Raw genomic sequence first — 14,473 nt, forward strand, 5'->3', positions numbered from 1 at the left:
ACGGCAACAGCAGGCACAAAGGAGTTTTGGGATTTCGCAAGATCAGACAGACCTGTATGACGGGCAAAAGAACATGGTCAAAAGGGGAAATTGTGGAACCAGCTCTACAACTGATAAGGGTCTCGCGTTCCTTGGGCAGGCGAGCCATCCTGCAAGACATAACGCTCGAGATCGGCCGCGGTGAGATCATTTCACTCGTCGGTCACTCCGGCTGCGGCAAATCTACGCTCCTGCGCATCATCGCCGGTGTCGAGACAATAGACACCGGACAAGTGTTAATTGAGGGTCAAGAGGTTGATGGGGCGAACTTCGTGGAGCCGGAGGCCAGGGCCGTTGGCTTTGTCTTCCAGGACTATGCGCTGTTTCCCCACTTGAGTGTTAGAGACAACATCCTTTTCGGCCTGAAACGAAGCCCCCGACAACAGGCAGCCGAAGCCGCCGCCGACATCATGCGGCGGATTGGCATCGAACATCTTGCAGACCGCTTCCCGCATACGCTATCCGGCGGAGAGCAGCAGCGCGTGGCGCTTGCACGGGCGCTCGCACCTCGTCCTGGCATCATATTGATGGATGAGCCTTTTTCGAACCTCGACCAGGGGCTCCGCGGCCAGGTTCGCGCGAATACGCTTTCACTTCTGCGGTCTCTCAATGCCACCGTTATTCTGGTGACACATGATCCGCAGGAAGCGCTTTCCGCTGGAGATCGGGTGGTGCTGATGCGCGGTGGCAGGATTGTACAAGCCGGTACACCCTACGATCTTCATGACAACCCTGCCAATCCATATGCGGCGGAGTTCTTCTGCGCCTACAATAAGGTGTCCGGCTCCTATCGCGACGGCACCATTGAGACAGTCCTCGGTGCATTTCCATGGTCAGGTCCAGTGAGACCGGACAGCCAGCCGACACTCTACATCCGCCCGCAGGCGATCACACTCTCCCGCGACGATGGTGAATTCACCGCGCGGATCTCATCGCGGTCATTCCACGGGGAAACGGAGCAGTTCGAGCTTAACGTGGACGGGCTTGAAAGTTCCTTGAGGGCTGTGACAAGGGAACGGTTTCCCGCCGAGATCGACGTCGTCAAAGTCTCCATTTCTCCCGAAGGTGTCCTGGTGTTTTGATCGGCTCTCCCCTCCTGCCGTGCGGTAACACCTGCGTGAGGATCGAGAAAAATGAAAGTTAAAACTTGACGTGCACGGTCAAGAACTGCTGGAAGCGGTAAGCGTTCAAACTTGGGGGAGTTTCATGAAACCGCACGCAATCCTAACATCCACACTTCTCGCAGCGTCTATGCTGACCGCACCTGCGCTTGCTTCGGCTGCGGAAATAAACGTCTACACGACCCGCGAGCCGGCGCTGATCGCGCCGCTTCTGGAGGCATTCACCAAGGCGACTGGTACCAAGGTCAATACCGTTTTCCTGAAGGATGGCCTTGCAGAGCGCGTCGCGTCCGAAGGAGAAAGTTCTCCCGCTGACATTTTGATGGCCGTCGATGCGGGCAACCTCGTCGATCTTGTCGACAAGGGAGTGACGCAGCCGATCGAATCGTCGGTCCTCACATCGTCGATCCCCGAACAGTTGCGGGACGCCAAGGGGCATTGGTTCGGCTTATCCATGCGTGCCCGCGTTCTCTACGCCGCCAAGGACCTTGATGTCACCGCGTTCAACTATGAGGATCTTGCCGACCCCAAGTGGAAAGGCAAGGTGTGCATCCGCTCCGGACAGCATCCGTACAACACGGCGCTGATTGCGGACTACATCGCCCACTACGGCGCGGATGAAACTGAGAAGTGGCTGACGGGTGTCAGGGCGAACCTTGCACGCAAGGCAGCCGGCGGCGATCGAGATGCGGCCAAGGACATCCTCGGCGGCATTTGTGACATCGGCATAGCCAACTCGTACTATGTCGGACTAATGAAGTCAGGCAAGGGTGGCGAAGAGCAGGTGAAATGGGCCGAAGCCATCAAGGTCATCCTTCCGACCTTCAAGAATGGTGGGACGCAGGTCAACATCAGCGGTGCCGCTATTGCCAAGCACTCGCCGAACAAGGCGGAGGCCGTGAAGCTGCTCGAATACCTCGTCTCTGACGAGGCGCAGAAGATCTACGCCGAAGCCAACTACGAGTATCCGGTCAAGCCTGGTGCTCCGACTGATCCGATCATCTCCTCTTTCGGTGAGCTCAAGATCGACAGCAAGCCACTGTCCGAAATTGTCGGGCATCGCAAGCAGGCAAGCGAACTGGTCGACAAGGTGGGCTTTGACAGCTAACGAATAGCGGGAGGTGCTCGCGAGGGCGCCTCCCTTCATGCTCCATGGATCCCTCTCGATGCCGGCCAGCACCTCGGTTTTTGTCTTGGCAAGTCGGTCAGGCCGCCGCTGTCTGACCTTTGCCGCATTCATCGCCATCGCCGTGGTTCTCCCGATTGGCGGACTGTTGATCGAGGCATTTCACGGGTCAGCGGGCCTTTGGGCGCATCTCTTCTCTACCATCCTGCCGTCCGCCTTGCTGGACACGATTGTCCTCCTGGTCGGAGTCGGCTGTGTCACGTCCTTCATCGGCACCACGACCGCGTGGCTTGTGACGGCCTATGAATTTCCTGGGCGCCGGATGCTCGAATGGATGCTTTTGTTGCCGTTGGCGGTCCCGACCTACATCATCGCCTATGCCTACCTCGACATCCTGCATCCCATCGGCTCGGTACAAGGTGCGTTGCGCTGGGTGCTCGGTTACGACAGCCCTCGGCAATTCCGTCTGCCAGACATAAGATCGATGACCGGCTGCATCCTTCTGCTCGGATTTGTTCTATATCCTTATGTCTATATCCCGACGCGGGCAATGTTTCTCACGCAGTCGGCAAACCTGATCGATGCTGCCCGCACTCTTGGTATTTCGCGCAGCAGGGTCTTCTGGCGTGTCGCCCTGCCACTGGCGCGCCCAGCAGTCGCGGTCGGCATTGCGCTCGCGCTTATGGAGACATTGAACGACGTGGGCGCCGCAGAATTCCTCGGGGTCAGAACGATCACGGTCTCCATATATACGACATGGATCACCCGCTCCGATCTCCCGGGAGCCGCGCAGATTGCGCTTGCCCTCCTGACGATCGTGGTTGGGTTGGTGGCGTTGGAGCGTTGGGCGCGACGCAAACAGCGCTACGCCACGGATTCGAGGAGGAGCCGCAGCCTTTCGCCGCGACCAGTGTCTCGCAGGATCGGCGTTGCTCTGCTCCTCCTCGGGCTGGCGCCGGTGCTGTTGGGTTTCGGCGCGCCAGCGTTCTATCTGGCCGTTGAAGCCTGGAAACGCTTCCAGTTTGCCGGCATCTCGTCTCGGATCGTCTCCGAGGCCGTCGCCACAACGGCTATCGCGTCAATCGCCACGCTAATAACAATCGCCTTCGGGTTGGTCGTCGCCTATGCCACGCGTATCGCTCCCGGGGCAAGGTCGTCATCGTTGCTTCGTCTTTCGACGATGGGATATGCCGCTCCCGGTACCGTCATTGCGATCGGCGTTCTGATCGTGCTTGGCGGTTTCGACCGGTTCATAGACCAGTTGACCCGGGAATGGCTGGGGTTCGGAAGCGGGCTCCTCTTCATTGGGTCCGGTGCCGCTCTTGTCTACGCGCTGACCGTTCGCTTCCTTGCGATTTCCGCCGGAGGTATTGAGGCCGGACTGTCGCGCATTCCGGTTGCGCTGGATCATGCCTCGCGCACGCTTGGTCAGTCGGTGGCCGGGACCTTCCGCCACTTGCACCTACCACTATCCAGGGCGTCTATCGCCGCAGCTGCCCTCCTTGTTTTCGTCGATTGCGTCAAGGAGTTGCCTGCGACCTTGCTGCTGCGTCCGCTCAATCTTGAAACGTTTGCGACCCATCTTTACGGGGAGGCTGCGCGTGGCACCTATGAGGAAGCTTCGATCGCCGCACTCGCCATCGTCGCCATCAGCACGCTCCCCGTGATTCTACTGTCGCGCGTCGCTCGCGTTGAGCAACAACATGCCTAGGGTCAAGAGTTGGGCGAGGCTAAGCGTCGCTTGAGTGATCGCGGCGTTGGCCATACTATCATTCGGGGACACTCTCCGCGTGGCAATCCACCGCACGCTATCGCCCCAGCAGGACGGCCATGCCTATCACCACTGGCCCCATTAGCGGTAGGAGGACGTTCGAAATCGCATAGGTGACCGTGTAGCCGATGACCGGAATAGAATTTCCAGCCTGGGAGACGAGCGTGCTGATCGTCGGTGTGCTGCAATGTTGGCCCGCAATCACCCCAAGCAGGATCGGAGGCTCGATTTTCATCAACCGGGAGCCGACAAAAAGCGACAGTGCCGCAGGCAGAACGGAAATCAGCAGGCCAAGGACTGGAAGGATCAAACCGTATTCGAGGATTAGACCAAGTGCGTGCGGACCGGCATCAAGGCCAATCGCGGCAATGAAGGCGGCAAGGCCAAAGTCCTTGGCAAACTCTGCCGCTGGAAGCGGAAACCCACCTCGCGTGGGGTTGCGCATATTGAGCCAGCCGAAGATCAACCCGGCCACAAGCGCGCCCCCGCCGGAACCAAGCGTTAGCCTAAGAGCACCGATTTCAAAGCTAAGGTGACCGATCAGGAGGCCTGCAACGATCCCGGCACCGAGAAAGGTGAGATCGGTCTTGTCTCCGGCCAAAATCGGCTTGCCGAGCGCTTCCGCAGCCCCTGAGACAGCCTTCTCAGGGCCGTACAGCGTGACGACATCTCCCTGCTGGAGTACGGTGCCGGAAAGAGCCGGAATGTTCTGACCAAGACGGCGGACATTCGAAACGAATACGCCGCGGTGTAGTTCTGGTGAGGCCAGATGTCGAAGGTCCCTTATCTGGCGACCAAAGGCCTCCTTGCGGGCAAGGACGACGTCGCGGGTTGCCACAATAATGCTTGTTCCATCGGGGACCGGAACTTCGTCACCAAACAACTCGCTCGCCGCTATCACAGCATTGCGTCGTCCGCGAACGAAAACGATATCAGCTGGTTCCAGCAGGAGATCGGGGGACGCTTCGAGGTCCTCGCTCAATCCTCGCCGAACGCGCTCGATGGCGATCGTCCAATTGCGGCCCTTCTCCAGCTCTCCTACCGATTTGCCCGCGGCGTTCCCCACTCGGAATGCACGACCAACCAGGAGCGGCAGGCCTTCCGCCTGATCCCCATCGTCTTCCGGCGAGCCTAGCCTGCGTGCCAGTTCTGATGCTTCCTTCTTGATGTCCACCCCGAGGAGCATGGGTGCGATCTGTGTCGTAAAGACTACGATACCGATCAGCCCGAAGAGGTACGTCAGACTGTAGGCAGTCGCTATGTTGGCCTGCAGCACCTGGATGTCTGCGTCTGCCAAAGGCAGGTGCGATATGGCCTCCGAGGCGGTTCCAACAACAGCGGACTCCGTTGCCGATCCCGCAAACAAGCCAGCGGCGGTGCCTATATCGAGATGAAAAATCACCACGGCGGCTGCGGCAAGCAGCAACGCGCAGGCGACCTCCATAATCGAGAAAATCCCATATCGCCAACCGCCGCGGATATTGGCGAAAAACTGTGGGCCTGCAGAAAATCCAAGCGCGTAAATAAAGAGTGCAAAGGCGCTTTCCTTCAGATCAGGACCGATCCGCACACCTGACTGGCCGAGCGCCAACGCCACAAGAAGCGTGCCGCATATCCCACCCAGCTGGATTGGACCAACGCGAAGTCGACCAATGAAGTAGCCGAGCGCGAGGGATACAAAGAGTGCAATCACCGGATTAGTGATCAACGGCATGGTCCGTCCCCTCGTTTGCGAGATCGAAATTTACGGTCATCTCGGCGCCACGCCGCTATTGCTCACAGCCGAGTGATCGGCATCAACCTTTGAATGATCATTCACAAGCTCGAAAATCGATATCTCCTCGAGGCGTCCCTTAAGCTGAGCATGCCCCAATGCCCGAAACTCGAACAAGTCCGCCACCTTGGCCTGAACTGCGCCGCTGGTCAGAATGCTGGTACCGAATTCCTTGTTCATCCCTTCGAGGCGTGATGCGACGTTTACGGTGTCGCCCATGGCCGTATACTGACACCGGCCTTTTGCGCCGACACTGCCGACGACAGCATGCCCCGTGTTCAACCCGAAACGGGTCACAAGCTCGGGACGTCCCGATCGATGGCTGGTGGCATTCAGGTCGTCGATTGCCGTTTTCATCGCCAGTGCGCATCGACAGGAATTTTTCGACATGACGGTCATCGCATGTCGGCGCGTTCCACATGCCGAAGATCGAGTCTCCAAGATACTGCACGATGGTGCCGTTGTGGCGCTCCACGGTTTCATTGAGGAGCTCGAAGTAGCCCGATAGCAGGTCCACGACATCTTCCGGAGAGTGCTTTTCGGAAATCGTGGTGAAATCCCTGATATCGGTGAACAGAACTGTGATTTCCTGCCTGTCGGCCGATCCGACAGCGGCCTGACCGGACGAAACAATACGGCGTACAAGCTCGCGTGGGACGTAAAGTGAGAATGTTGCAATAGTATTGCGCGCCGCGCCCAACGCGCGCGCCAGCACGTTAATTTCGGCGATCCACGAATGGGGAAGCCGACGAACTTCGAACTTCAGGTCACCTATGCGTCGAGCCTCGTCGGCTAGTGCAAACAGCGACTTGCTGATCAACCGGGCAAGTACGATCGCCGCAACGATGCCGGCTGCAACGAATGCAACCGCCGTTAGAAGGTTCTTGGCAAGAAGCCGATCGGTCGGCCCCACGAGATCGTCCAGGGGTGCAGCAATGACGACCGCGTTTCCCTTAAGCATGCCCGAAAACTCCACCGGAGAGATTTGTGCGACGTACGGTTTGCCGCTAACATCGAACTGAACAATCCCACCTGCAGTGCCTTGACGGGCGCTTAGTAGAGCACGGATCGGTGCTATTGCGAGGTCGGCCTCTTCAGAAACGGAGGCGCGACCTGTCCCCAGCGTTTCGAGGATGCCCGCCATGACATTCTCGTCCGAGTGAACGATGAGGCGGCCGCTGCCGTCGAACACATAACCTCGCGCATTATCTGAAATGGCTTCCTTGTTAAGTAGCCGACTGACTGTCTGCAGGAGGACATCGGTACCAACGACAATCGCAGGATCCTTGTTCATCGGCATTGCAAGAGTGAGGCTTAGAGACTTTGTCGTCGCGGTCACATATGGCCCGACCGACACCTGCCCCTTCTTGTCGAAGGCCGCCTGATACCAGGGGCGGGTTCGGGGATCGTAGGTTTCGTTTCTATCTTCGCGCTTTGCGATTTCAACGCCGTTCGCCCAAGAAACCGCCACAGCGCAGTCGTCGCACCCAGGCTCGTGGAAATGGTGCGTATCGCAAATGCTGTACCCCTTGGGGTTGCCAAGGCTTTGCTCCAGGCAGGATTTGCAGCGACATTGACCGCCTGAACGAAGCTACCGTCAGGATATCCAGCATAGATGCCGTCTATATAGTCCGCGCTTTGAAGCACTCTCAGCAGATAGTCGCTCTTCGCGTCGAAATCCTGTGACGGCGGCGACAGCATCTGCGGAAGGACCGACGCAGTAGCAACCGCGGAATATCCGTCTCCAAAGACGCTCTTGTAGTTCTCCACGACGCGCAAGCCGAGTTGGCGCATCTGCGATTCTCCGGATGCGAGCGCGGTCGCGCGACCCTGCTCATAAGCCATCCACATCAGTGGAGCCGAGATGCAGATCAGCAGGCCAACAATGACGACACTGAGGTGAACCCTCAGTGGCTTCGACCACCGATCGGCTTTGGGTTCTACATCCTGAGGAGCGGCTTCGTTTGCATCCATCTGTAGTCGGGGCAAGAGTCCTGTGGAAGTGAGTTCTTACCTGAAACATGCGCCCTTCCCGGCAATTGCGGAAGTACGTTACTGTAAATCCCGGCGTAAATTCTTTACGGGTGGTGACGCGGAGAAACCGTCCAAGGAGATTGTGCTTGCGGTCAGCGTGCTTCGTCAAATACTGACACCCCGAGCGGTAGAGAAAGGGAGGCGGTACATGGCGGAGGATCAATCTCCGATTGTCGTATGGTTTCGGGAGGATCTTCGCCTTTCCGACAATCCAGCCCTCTGGAACGCGGTAAACTCAGACCAGCCACTTCTTTGCGTATTTATTCTCGACGAGCAAAGCGCCGGGATCCGCCCGTTTGGGGGCGCCGCCCGGTGGTGGTTACACGGCTCGCTTGAGGCATTGGGCAATGCACTGGCCGATCGCGGTGGACAGCTGCATATATTTCGGGGCTCGGCGAACGAACTCATTTTACGCATAGCAACTGCGAGCAAGGCGTCAGCAGTTTTCTGGAACCGCCGGTACGGTGCGGCCGAGCGGAAAATCGATGAGACGGCAAAGCAGACGCTTCGCGAACAGGGTATTGCGGCCGAAAGCTTCAACGGACACCTCATTCACGAGCCTTGGACGGTGAAGAACAGCAGTCAACGTCCCTATCGCGTCTTCTCAGCCTTCTGGCGTGCGGTTCAAAGTCTCGGTTCGCCGGCCCAACCTCACCCCCGTCCCGAGCACCTCAGGCCCTCAGCGCTGCCCGCGGAGCTGTCCCGGTCTCTGGTCTCGCTCGACGACTTGAATCTCGAGCCACATCAGCCTGATTGGGCTTCGGGGCTGCGATTGACCTGGCAGCGAGGGGAGAGTGGTGCTCAACACTGCCTGGAGGAGTTTCTTGACGACCGTCTCACCTCCTATGCCACGGCACGCGATCGGCCCGACCAGGCTGGAACCTCACGCCTGTCGCCCTATTTGCGGTTCGGCAATATTTCCGTTCGAGAAGTCTGGTATGCCGCCCTCGCAAAAGGCGCGGCAAGTCTCGAATTCGGCACTGAACGCAATCTCGAGAAGATGTTGTCAGAGCTCGGCTGGCGGGAGTTTTCCTACCATTTGCTCTATCACCACCCTGAACTCGCCACTCGCAATTTCGACAGCCGCTTCGACGAAATAGCCTGGCGCTCTGATCCGCCGGCCATAGCCGCATGGCAGAAGGGACGTACGGGCTACCCACTTGTCGATGCGGGAATGCGCGAACTGTGGACGACAGGCTGGATGCACAACCGCGTTCGCATGATTGTCGCATCGTTTCTGACCAAACACCTGTTTGTTGACTGGCGCGAAGGGGAGCGATGGTTCTGGGAGACCCTGGTCGACGCAGACCCGGCAAACAATCCGGCGAGTTGGCAGTGGGTCGCAGGATCCGGGGCTGATGCCGCTCCCTATTTCCGGATATTCAACCCTGTTCTCCAGGGGGAGAAGTTCGATCCGGACGGAAATTATGTAAAGCGCTGGGTACCCGAGCTATCGAAACTCCCATCCGCCTTCGTGCACAAACCCTGGAAGGCGTCACCGGTCCAGCTACAGGCAGCCGAGGTCGTACTCGGTGAGACCTATCCCCATCGCATCGTGGATCACGAGTTTGCCAGGGATCGCGCCCTCGAGGGGTTTCGTGGGCTCAAGTCCTCACCCGCAAAGGCAAAGTGAACCTTCCCTGGAGAGGTGCGCGTAACGCCCCCCCCGAGATTTGGGGCACGTTCACATAGGATGACAAAAATTTTTCGAACGACGGAATAAACCTTCACTGGCTTCCGTATACTCAATCATGGAACGAAAAGAACGCCCATTCGATGTCATCGGTCAGCTCGCAGCGCTTCGTCGCTATGCGCGCGCGCTGGTGCGCAATTTGGATGATGCGGAAGACCTCGTTCAGGATGCCCTGTTGCGGGCTTACGAGAAAAAACAGAGCTTTCGTCGCGGGGGTAACCTGCGCACCTGGCTCCTGTCGATCCTGCACAACGCTCACATAGATCGCGTTCGACAGGATCGCTCGCTGGCACGTCGGCACGACGAAGCCGCCGTCGAAGCGGACCAATCGCTCCAGGCCGGCCAGGAGCATGCGGTGCGCCTCCAGCAGGTGCGGAACGCATTCTTCGATCTTCCCGAGGAGCAGCGCGAGGCGCTGCATCTGGTCGCAATCGAAGACCTTTCCTACCAGGAAGCGGCCGCAGCACTGGGCATACCGATTGGTACCTTGATGTCGCGCATTTCGCGTGCACGCGCACAGCTTCGCGATTTCGAGGAGAAGACACCCCGCGCAACACACCTGAGACTCATCGGAGGGAACGGCAATGAAGGCAATTGATCCTATCATCGACGCTGACCTCGACGCCTATGTCGATGGCGAACTCGACGTGGCCCGACGCATCCAAGTTGAGACCTTTCTCTCCGAGAATCCGACGATTGCCGCGAAGGTGATGGCAGACTTGAGCATGCGAGGGGAATTGCGCCTCGCGCTGGCAAGCGAAAGCGCGTTCGGTCGCCCGGAAACGCGTGATGCCGCACGGCGTCTCGAGCGCGGGCTCGCCTATGGCCGTATTCTCCATTCGATGCAGCGCATCGCAGCCGTTGGCGTTCTGGTCGCGGCGGGCTGGGTCGCGCACACGTCTTTCGGCGCATTTACGGCAACCGAGGTTTCGGCTTCCGTTCCGGCCCCTGCCTATGTCGAGGACGCCGTTCGCGCCTTCCATACAGCGATGTTGCGTCAGACCGTGCCCTCTCAGACGGTGGCAAGTTACAAACCGGAAGATATTCGCGCGGCAACTGCAATCGTAATGCCGCAACTGCCGGAGGACTGGAAGATCGCCGACGTGCAGATATTCCCGTCCGAGTTTGGTCCGAGTGTCGAGATGGCAATCAAGACACCATCGGGCAAACAGCTGTCGCTCTTTGCCGTGCGGCCGGGCGTATTCGCCGTGCAGTCGGTCAATCATGTCGCGCTCGACAAGGCAGAGGCCTCCTATTGGCAGATCGGTGATGTTGCCTATGCCCTCGTCGCCGGCGATCGCGAAATAAACCTGGATGCGGCGGCCGAAGGGCTTTCCCGTACTCTCTACTAGTTCAACCGAGGAGATCAGTATGAACCCGATCAATTCCCGTTACGGCTATGGCTCGGCTGCAGGCTCGCAAGCGCTGTTTGACGAGGGCCTGCGTCAGCATATGCTGCGCGTCTACAACTATATGGGCCTCGGCCTCGTCATCACAGGTATTGTCGCCTTCGTGGTCGGCAGTACACCGGCGCTCTACGTTCCGATCTTCCAGTCTCCGCTGAAGTGGGTCGTGATGCTCGCCCCTCTCGCCTTCGTCTTTTTCTTCTCGTTCAAGATTCAGACAATGTCGGCCAGCACTGCGCAAATGACCTTCTGGGCGTTCTGTGCGGTCATGGGCCTGTCACTCGCATCCGTCTTCCTGGTGTTTACGGGCACGAGCATTGCGCGGACCTTCTTTATCGCTGCCACCATGTTTGGCGCCACCAGTCTTTACGGCTACGTGACCAAGAAGGATCTGTCCCGTTTCGGCTCGTTCCTGATGATGGGGCTGATTGGCGTTATCATCGCGAGCATCGTTAACATCTTCCTTGGCTCGAGTGCACTGCAGTTCGCCATCTCTGTGATCGGCATTCTCGTCTTCGTCGGCCTGACCGCCTATGACACGCAGAACATCAAGGAACAGTATTCCGACAACTACGATCAGGAATCGAACCAGAAGCTTGCCGTCTTCGGCGCGCTCTCGCTCTACCTGAACTTCGTCAACATCTTCCAGCTTCTGCTCAATTTCACGGGTGAGCGGGAGTAAAAAGACAAGCGCTTCTGGGGGCAATGGAAGCGCTCGGGCACCCGGTTCGTACTCTGTGACAGGAGGTGCGGGCCGGGTGCTCATCTTTTACCAGCCTGGTTGCCACATGACTGGCTCGGTCGATTGAAGGTTCACGCGCAATCTGTCACCCTGCGGATGATGACATTAGCTTCGGTCAACTGTTCGGCATTTGCCGATCCACTCCCGCATAATGCGGGGCCGATATTGTTCCTTCAAGCCAAGCTGGCGTCAGAAAGATCCAAAAAGGCTTCCGATCGCGATCACGAAAACAAGAGCCACAAGCGCGCTTGCGATCGCTGCCATGGCAAGATCAAGGTATCCATCCTTGTGCGATACGCCGCATACGGCAAGGAGCGTCACGACCGCCCCATTATGCGGCAAACTGTCCAGCGTCCCCGCGCCGATAACCGCAACCCGATGCATGAGCTCGGGATTGAGGCCGGTTTTTGCGGCAATATCCATGTAGGTTGGCCCGAGCGCATCCAGTGCGATGGTTAGCCCGCCTGATGCCGAACCGGTTAGCGCGGCAAGGATGTTCGTCGCAACAGCAAGCGAGACTAGTGGCCCTCCTTCGATACCAAGCACCCATCCCTTGACCTGATCAAATGCGGGAAGCGCTGCGACCACTGCTCCAAAGCCTACCAGGCTGGCGACACTCAGCATTGGCAGGACCGCAGCACTGGCGCCTGCATCAATAACGGCACGTAGGCCAGTCAGACGTCTGAGATTGAGGAAAACAAGTATGACGATGCCGGCAAAAAGCGCCACGATCACCGACCATACACCAGCGACGGCCGACAGCGATGTCGCACCCCAGCGAGGTTCTGCCAGGAATCCAGCATCTATTCGGGGCAAAACGGCAAAGGACATTATGAGGTTGGTCGTGACCACGACAAGCAGCGGGAGTGCAGCAATCAAAAAGCTCGGCCGACCCGCCGCATGCCCGCCACGCTCAATCTCCCTCGGATCGAAGTCATGCGCGACTGCACCCCGTTCGCGAATAGTGTCGTCACTGGAAACGGTATTGATGGAGCTACCGCCGCTATAGCGATAGGTGTCATCCACAAGCCTTGCGCTCCGCCGGGCCCTTTCCAGCCACCACATTCCAAAACCGAACATAATCGCTGAGGCAATGATGCCAAGGCCCGGGGCCGCGAACGAATTCGTGCCGAAAAACGGCATCGGAATGGCATTCTGGATTGCCGGTGTACCTGGCATTGCGGACATGGTGAAGGTAGACGTGCCAAGCGCGATCGACGCGGGCATAAGCCTATGCGGAATGTCGGCTGCCTTGAAGACGGCGTGTCCCATTGGCGCAAGGACGAAAAAGGCAACAAACAGACTGACGCCTCCGTAGGTAACGAAAGCACCAGCAAGGACAACTGCGAGAATCGCGCGCCCGGAGCCGAGCTTTTCGGTCATCGCCGCAGCGATCGCCTCGACCGATCCGCTGGATTCCATGAGTTTGCCGAACAGCGCACCAAGTAAGAAGATCGGAAAGAACTGGGCAACGAAGTCGGCGGCGTTGCGCATGAAGGTCTGCGTCCAATTGGCAAGGACTGGCTGGCCTGCCAGCAGTGCGGCAAGCATGGCGCAAAGAGGTGCGAGAAGAAGAATGCTCCAACCACGGTACGCGAGCGCGACAAGGACACTCAGAGCAATCAGGACACCGGCGATACCCATGACGTGCCTCCCACGCTCACTGCAGGAGTGTATCGAGGAGACTTTCTATCTCGAAAGTTTCCCGCGTTCCGATATCAACGCCATGCCGGGCGAGGAATTCATCTGCGGCTGCCCGTCCCTCTTGGTGAAGCATTGAGAGAAAACCCCATTCGCCATTCATCTTTGAAGAAGCACTCATCTCCACCATGGTCGGTGGCGTTGCAATTCGGTGAAGGCGCATGCTTGTCCACTCTTTCGCCCAAGGGATTTGAGCGGGCTCTACACCATTGTCTGAAAGCATCTTCTTCAGCACGGCCATCGCTCGCAATTCCTTCTTCAAGCTGGAATTGAAGGAAATCTCGTTCATACGATTGAGAATTTCGCGGGCTGTCCTTGGCACACCTGGACGTTCGACGGGATTGACTTGAACAAGAAGGATGTCGCGCGCCGGGCTCTCCCTGACGGCAGGTGTTAGCAATGGGTTTCCGGAGAAGCCGCCATCCCAATAAGGGTCGCCGTCGATTTCGATTGCCTGATGCATCATCGGCAAACAGGCAGAGGCAAGTACGGCATTGGCCGTCAGATCTGCGTTGCGAAACACCCGGGGCAACCCCGTCCGCACATTTGTCGCATTGATGAACAGCTTGATCGGCGAGCGCTTTACGACATCAAAATCCACACATTCTTCTAGGATATCTCTAAGTGGGTTGATGTTGCCGGGATTGACCTCATATGGCGAAAACAATCGGCTGATAAGATCAAAGAACAGGTAGGCCGGTGAATTGTCGAGCGACCAATTGCCGGTGATCACGTCGAAAGCGGTTCGCTGAAAGGGACTGAAGCGGGCCGCTTTGCTCACTTCCTGCCAGAAGGTTTCGAGCGCCACTTTTGCACCCTCCCGGCCACCGACCGCGTAGCCGTGTGCAAGAACTACCGCATTCATCGCTCCGGCCGACGTCCCAGTGATGCTTGATACTGATATCCAGGGCTCCTCCAGGATCCGCTCGATTACGCCCCATGTGAAAGCACCGTGCGCTCCACCACCCTGTAAGGCCAGATCAATTGGGACCGGTTCGCGATCGGATCGCGCGGAGCGGGACATGCTGTGCGGTTCTGGTGGCATCGGGACCCCCGTGTTCAGCAC

10 protein-coding genes and 1 pseudogene are annotated in these 14,473 nt (G+C 58.2%); 7 read left to right on the plus strand and 4 right to left on the minus strand.

All coding sequences use genetic code 11. From position 1 onward, the window contains the following. Positions 1-92 precede the first annotated feature (92 nt). From JNB88_RS22940 to JNB88_RS22950, 3 genes are all read left to right on the plus strand, one after another. Positions 93-1,121 (plus strand): ABC transporter ATP-binding protein, encoded by a 1,029-nt coding sequence (locus JNB88_RS22940; RefSeq protein WP_420832209.1) that lies wholly within the window; start codon positions 93-95, stop codon positions 1,119-1,121. A 169-nt stretch (positions 1,122-1,290) separates the two neighbouring features. After that, positions 1,291-2,268, plus strand: a complete 978-nt coding sequence (locus tag JNB88_RS22945) for a Fe(3+) ABC transporter substrate-binding protein (protein WP_223217305.1) — start codon at positions 1,291-1,293, stop codon at positions 2,266-2,268. A gap of 58 nt (positions 2,269-2,326) precedes the next feature. Next, positions 2,327-3,997 (plus strand): ABC transporter permease, encoded by a 1,671-nt coding sequence (locus tag JNB88_RS22950; protein WP_420832210.1) that lies wholly within the window; start codon positions 2,327-2,329, stop codon positions 3,995-3,997. A 97-nt stretch (positions 3,998-4,094) separates the two neighbouring features. On the opposite strand, the gene aspT is transcribed toward JNB88_RS22950, so the two are convergent. Together aspT and JNB88_RS22960 are read right to left on the minus strand one after the other, a co-directional pair. Beyond that, a complete protein-coding gene (gene aspT, locus JNB88_RS22955) occupies positions 4,095-5,771 on the minus strand; it encodes an aspartate-alanine antiporter (RefSeq protein ID WP_220357439.1) in 1,677 nt (558 codons plus the stop codon). A gap of 36 nt (positions 5,772-5,807) precedes the next feature. Continuing rightward, positions 5,808-7,805, minus strand: a pseudogene (locus tag JNB88_RS22960) (adenylate/guanylate cyclase domain-containing protein). 208 nt (positions 7,806-8,013) lie between these two features. Here JNB88_RS22960 and JNB88_RS22965 point away from each other — a divergent pair. The 4 genes from JNB88_RS22965 (at position 8,014) to JNB88_RS22980 (ending at position 11,646) form a co-directional block, all read left to right on the plus strand. Beyond that, positions 8,014-9,498, plus strand: coding sequence for a cryptochrome/photolyase family protein (locus tag JNB88_RS22965; protein ID WP_220357440.1), 1,485 nt, complete (start codon positions 8,014-8,016; stop codon positions 9,496-9,498). 118 nt (positions 9,499-9,616) lie between these two features. After that, on the plus strand, positions 9,617-10,156 hold the full coding sequence (locus JNB88_RS22970; protein ID WP_220357441.1) for a sigma-70 family RNA polymerase sigma factor: 540 nt from the start codon (positions 9,617-9,619) through the stop codon (positions 10,154-10,156). Continuing rightward, positions 10,143-10,910 (plus strand): anti-sigma factor family protein, encoded by a 768-nt coding sequence (locus JNB88_RS22975; protein WP_220357442.1) that lies wholly within the window; start codon positions 10,143-10,145, stop codon positions 10,908-10,910. Before JNB88_RS22970 ends, JNB88_RS22975 begins: the two co-directional genes overlap by 14 nt. A 19-nt stretch (positions 10,911-10,929) precedes the next feature. Continuing rightward, on the plus strand, positions 10,930-11,646 hold the full coding sequence (locus tag JNB88_RS22980; protein ID WP_037135530.1) for a Bax inhibitor-1/YccA family protein: 717 nt from the start codon (positions 10,930-10,932) through the stop codon (positions 11,644-11,646). Between the two features lie 249 nt (positions 11,647-11,895). Here JNB88_RS22980 and JNB88_RS22985 read toward each other — a convergent pair whose 3' ends face one another. Beyond that, a complete protein-coding gene (locus JNB88_RS22985; RefSeq protein ID WP_220357443.1) occupies positions 11,896-13,350 on the minus strand; it encodes a GntP family permease in 1,455 nt (484 codons plus the stop codon). A 16-nt stretch (positions 13,351-13,366) separates the two neighbouring features. Further along, positions 13,367-14,452: a patatin-like phospholipase family protein gene (locus tag JNB88_RS22990; protein WP_220357444.1), complete on the minus strand. Its 1,086-nt coding sequence runs from the start codon at positions 14,450-14,452 to the stop codon at positions 13,367-13,369. Between the last annotated feature and the right edge of the window lie 21 nt (positions 14,453-14,473).

It is taken from the genome of Rhizobium cauense (assembly GCF_019511525.1).
GTDB lineage: Bacteria > Pseudomonadota > Alphaproteobacteria > Rhizobiales > Rhizobiaceae > Rhizobium > Rhizobium cauense.